The sequence below is a fragment of the Sphingobium sp. SG1 genome (assembly GCF_057063145.1).
In genome coordinates this window covers 1-267 of the sequence record NZ_JBVVOJ010000092.1, presented here as the reverse complement: position 1 = coordinate 267, position 267 = coordinate 1, and the positions used below count along the sequence as shown (strand labels likewise).

1 protein-coding gene is annotated in these 267 nt (G+C 63.3%); it reads right to left on the bottom strand.

The window, feature by feature from the left end:
* On the bottom strand, positions 1-267 hold a 267-nt coding region (locus AC0KVN_RS27685), incomplete at both ends, for a hypothetical protein (RefSeq protein WP_483656859.1).

Below are 267 nucleotides of genomic sequence, written 5' to 3'. Positions count from 1 at the left end.
CATCAGCGAGCGTTCCAGGGACACCGCTGTGCCGTCTGCGGTGCGCCGAAGGCGGTCGAGGGTAATGAACTGGTCGGTGCCGAAACGGCTGAACAGATCAGGGCGCGTGACGGCCTCGAAACGCAGGATGTCAGTGCTTACCTGGGCGCCAGTATCGGCCAAGGCCTGGGCCCAACCGCTGCGTTGGTCCAGCACAATGCCGTCAAAGGTGACGATCGAGCCGACCCCACTTTGGGTGGCGATGTAGTTGCGACGCTTGAGCTCGGA